The 4182-nt window shown below is 68.8% G+C and carries 3 protein-coding genes; 1 reads left to right on the top strand and 2 read right to left on the bottom strand.

What is annotated here, in order from left to right; genetic code table 11:
* Together HUU96_RS12265 and HUU96_RS12260 are read right to left on the bottom strand one after the other, a co-directional pair.
* A partial coding sequence (locus HUU96_RS12265) for a hypothetical protein (RefSeq protein ID WP_174293060.1) occupies window positions 1-568 on the bottom strand: 568 nt, incomplete at its 3' end.
* A gap of 96 nt (window positions 569-664) precedes the next feature.
* Window positions 665-1360 (bottom strand): TetR/AcrR family transcriptional regulator, encoded by a 696-nt coding sequence (locus HUU96_RS12260; RefSeq protein ID WP_174293059.1) that lies wholly within the window; start codon window positions 1358-1360, stop codon window positions 665-667.
* 179 nt (window positions 1361-1539) lie between these two features.
* On the opposite strand from HUU96_RS12260, the gene HUU96_RS12255 reads away from it, so the two are divergent.
* The gene (locus HUU96_RS12255) at window positions 1540-3990 is read left to right on the top strand and encodes a TonB-dependent receptor (protein ID WP_174293058.1); all 2451 of its coding nucleotides are present in this window, start codon (window positions 1540-1542) and stop codon (window positions 3988-3990) included.
* Window positions 3991-4182: the final 192 nt, after the last annotated feature.

The following is a 4182-nucleotide window of genomic DNA, read 5'->3' as shown; positions in this document are numbered from 1 at the left end:
CGCCAGCGCTCTCCGCTGCGATGGCGTTCCGGCAGTCCTGGTTCTCCTCTGGGTCCGGCGCGCCGTGATCATAGCCCGCCCGGTACAGCGCCCAGAGCCGCGGCGCGGCGAGCCTCACCGTGCGCACGCGATCCGCGCCCTCGGCCAGCGTCTGCGTGCCGAGCAGCCGGGGCGGCAACAGCCCCGCCCAGTCCACCGGCCTGCCCGAGCGCAGGTCGTACACGATCGCAAAATGGCTCGCATAGGGATGGTTGCCGCCGCAGTCCGCGTCGTCGGCGACGAGGAAGCTCAGGAACTCTGGCCCGCGCATGGTGGCGTCCACTTCCCGCTCCAAGCCGCCCCCGCGCCGGCCTGCGTCGCGGCGGCACTCGCGCATGGCTGCCCCGGCGCGCGCATCGAGGCGGTCCAGCGCGGTGTTGATCCGGCGTTGTGCGTCATCCGCCGGTCGAGCGATCCGCGGATAGGCGGCCAGCCCGCGAGCGACCGGCCGTGGCCGCGCCAGCGCGATCGGCTCATGCGCGGCGACCGGCGCGATAGCGGCGAGAAGCGCAAGCAGGGCCGATGACATCGTTCGCCACTGTGCCGGCAAAACAATCCTCCCGACAAGTCCATCGCCGGGCTTGGGCGGCGCAGGAAGCACTTCACCGCCCCTGCCAAGGTCCGCTCAGCGTTGATCGACCTCGCGCCTCAATGCCTCCATCGGCAGTTGCGACAGGCGCACCGCCTCCTCCTCGGCGACGCCGAACATGCGCAACGCGAAGAGCGATGCGCGATGCGCTCCGTCGGAGGTAAGCTGGCCGCTCAGCCGCGCCTTGACGAAAGCCTGGATCAACGCGCCGATGGCGGTGATCCCAGCTTCCATGTCGTCGATCTTCAGCTGACCGCTGGCGACGCCGTCGTGGAGCCCGGCGCGGGCATGGCCGCGCAGCAGGTCGGACACCATCGGCATGGCCGGTTCCAGCTGGGTCATGAACGCCGCCCATAGCGCGTCCTGCTCGGCCTCCTCGATGAAGCGGCGGAACGCGAAACAGGCGGCGGCGGCGGCGTTGGCGCTGCGCGTCGCCGTCGTTTCCAGCGACAGGCCGAACCGGTCGGCCCGGTCCATGAACACCGCCCTGGCCAGATCCTCCTTGGCCGGAAAATGCTTGTAGAAGGAGCCGACGCCGACGCCCGCCTCGGCGATGATTTCGGCCAGCGTGCTCGCGTCCAGGCCCTTGCGCCCCATGATGCGGTAACCCGCGTCGAGCAGCTTCGCCCGCGCCGTGACCGGTCGCCCGACCTTGGGGCGAGCTTCCGTCGTCTCCAACGAGACCGGCTCCGGCTCGATCGCGATCGCCCGCGCCGCGCCCGATTTGGTCATGAGGTGCGGCCGTCGTCGCGCATGGACGCCATGTGCGGGACTTCCGCCGCCGATTGCAAGCCCGTCCGCGGCCGCACGACCGGCTTGACAAGCGGCAGCCGTCGCCGTTAGTTTCCGAACATATCGTCAGAAAGTCGCGACGGCAGATCGCGAGGATAGAATGAAGAGGGAGACGGAAGATGCGTTGGAAGCTGCTCGGCTCGGCCGGACTCGTGCTTGTTACCCCGGTCGCGGCCTATGCGCAGGTGCCGCCCGCCCCCGCGACCGCCACTGATCCCACCGCGCAGGCAACGCCGCTGGCCCAGCCATCGGCCGGATCGGCGGAGGCGGCTTCGGCCAATGCGACGCCGGGCCAGGAAGGGCTCGGCGACATCATCGTCACGGCGCAGCGCCGCTCCGAGAACCTGCAGCGCGCGGCGGTCGCGGTCAGCGTCGTCCAGGGTTCCGACCTGGTCGCCGCCGGCATCACCCAGCCCGGCCGGCTCGGCGAACTCGCCCCGGCGCTGACGATCGAGCCGTCGAGCACCGGCAACCTCATCTTCCTGCGCGGCGTCGGCAACTTCACGCTGACGCCCAACAGCGACCCGGCGATCGCGTTCAACTATGACGGCGTCTATGTCGGCCGGCCGACCTCGACCAACGGCCTGTTCTTCGACCTCGACCGGATCGAGGTGCTGAAGGGGCCGCAGGGCACGCTCTATGGCCGCAACGCGACCGGCGGCGCGATCAACCTGGTCCCGACCCAGCCCAAGCTCGGCGAGCTGTCCGGCTATGCCTCCGCAAGCTACGGCAACTACAGCGCGGTGGTGGCGGAAGGCGCGATCAACCTGCCGCTCGGCCAGGACGGGGCGGTGCGCGTCTCGGCAAGCACCTCGCAGCATGACGGCTATCTGAGCGACGGCACCTCCGACGACCGGACGACGTCGCTGCGCGTGCAGATGAAGGGGAAGATCACCCCGGCGCTGACGGTGCGCGTCGCTGGCGACTACAGCCATGCCGGCGGCATCGGCCAGGGCGTGTCGTACGTCAGCAACTACAATCTCAACCCGGTCGCCGGCCGGTACGCCACGGTGCTGTCGGGGCTGTCGCTCGGCGAGGGTCTCTACACCCCGGCGGCGCAGGCCTATCGCTCGACGATCTTCGTCCCGGTCGCCGGCCGCCGCCTCGACGGCCTGTCGCCCTATCCGTTCCAGCGCAACAACTTCTACGGCGTCAACGCGCAGGTCGATTACGAGACGAGCGCCGGCACCTTCACGATCATCCCCGCTTGGCGTTACGCAACGCTCGACTATCTGGCCGAGGCGGCGTCGTTCCCCTACCGCAATCGCGAGAAGGATCAGCAGTTCAGCGTCGAGGGCCGCTTCGCCGGCAACCGGATCGGCATCTTCGACTATACGCTGGGCGGCTATTTCTACGACGACTCGGTTCACAACCTGACGGCGCTGAACCTGTCGGCGGCGGAGAACTTCCTCGACCAGACCTATCGCACCCGATCGTTCGCGCCGTTCGCGCGCGTGACCGCGCACCTGTCCGATCGGCTGCGCGTGGTCGGCGGCGTGCGCTATTCCAAGGACATCAAGAGCTTCGTCGGTGCCACTACCGCGCTCAACCTGGTCTGCAACGTGCGGGTGATGGGCGTGCCCACCTGCCCCACCGCGCGGCTCTTCACCACCGTCGACACCATCGCGCAGGTGCCCTTCGCTGTCCCGGCCGGCCCCGTGCCGATCCCGCAGGGAACCTCGGGCGCGATCATCGTGCGGACCGACACCCGCTACGACAACCACCTGACCAACGACCGCGTCACCTATCATGGCGGCGTCGAGTTCGACCTCGCGCCCCGCTCGCTGCTCTACGCGACGGTCGAGTCGGGCTACCGCTCGGGCGGCTTCTCCGCCGCGCAGGGATTCGAGACCTATCAACCCGAGCTGATCACCGCCTATACCGTCGGCATCAAGAACCGCTTCCTCGACAACCGTGTCCAGCTGAACGTCGAGGGGTTCTGGTGGGACTACACCAACCAGCAGGTCTCGCATCTGGGGCTCGACCTCAGCGGCCGCACCGCGCAGTTCATCCAGAACATCGGCACCTCGCGGATCAAGGGGGTCGAGGTCGAGGGCCGGGTGCTGGTGACCAGGAACACCCTGGTCAGCACCGACGTCCAGTATCTGGACGCGCGCAACCGGGCGTTCACCTATCAGCAGGGCAGCGCGACCGGGGCACCGCTGACCGGCTGCAGCTTCGCGCTGGCGGCGAACCCGGCCTTCTACAATGTCGATTGCGCGGGCAAGCAGGCTTACAACTCGCCCAAGTGGACGGTGAACCTCGCCGCGCAGCAGACCGTCCCGCTCGGCGACTACAAGGTCGTCGCCGGTGGCGACACCCAGTACAAAACCAGCCGCACGGTGGGGTTCGAGTACCTTCCCGGGCAGCGGGTCGGGTCGACCTGGACGACCAACGCGCAGCTGTCGTTCGGCCCGGCGAGCGATCGCTGGTCGATCGCCGGCTTCGTCCGCAATATCGAGGATCATCGCATCCTGAACTTCGCGACGACGCATCCGCTGTCCAACGCGCTGGTCGGCGGCTCGACGGCACCGCGCACCTATGGCGCACGCGCGTCGGTCAAATTCTAGGTATAGCGACGCCATGACCAGCCTTGACCACATCTACCTGACGCAGTGGGGCCATTCGGGGCCGAAGGTCGTCCTGGTGCACGGCAGTGCGCAGGGTAGCCGGGTCGGCGGCGACGGGCACTTCGCCGCGCAGCAGGTACTGGCAAGCGAGGGCTGGCAGCTGGTCGTGCCGGACCGGCCGGGCCATGGCCG

This window comes from Sphingomonas bacterium, assembly GCF_903644135.1.
In the GTDB taxonomy this organism is placed as follows: domain Bacteria; phylum Pseudomonadota; class Alphaproteobacteria; order Sphingomonadales; family Sphingomonadaceae; genus Sphingomonas.
Note: the sequence above shows the minus strand (reverse complement) of the source record. Positions and strands in the feature narration are given on the sequence as shown.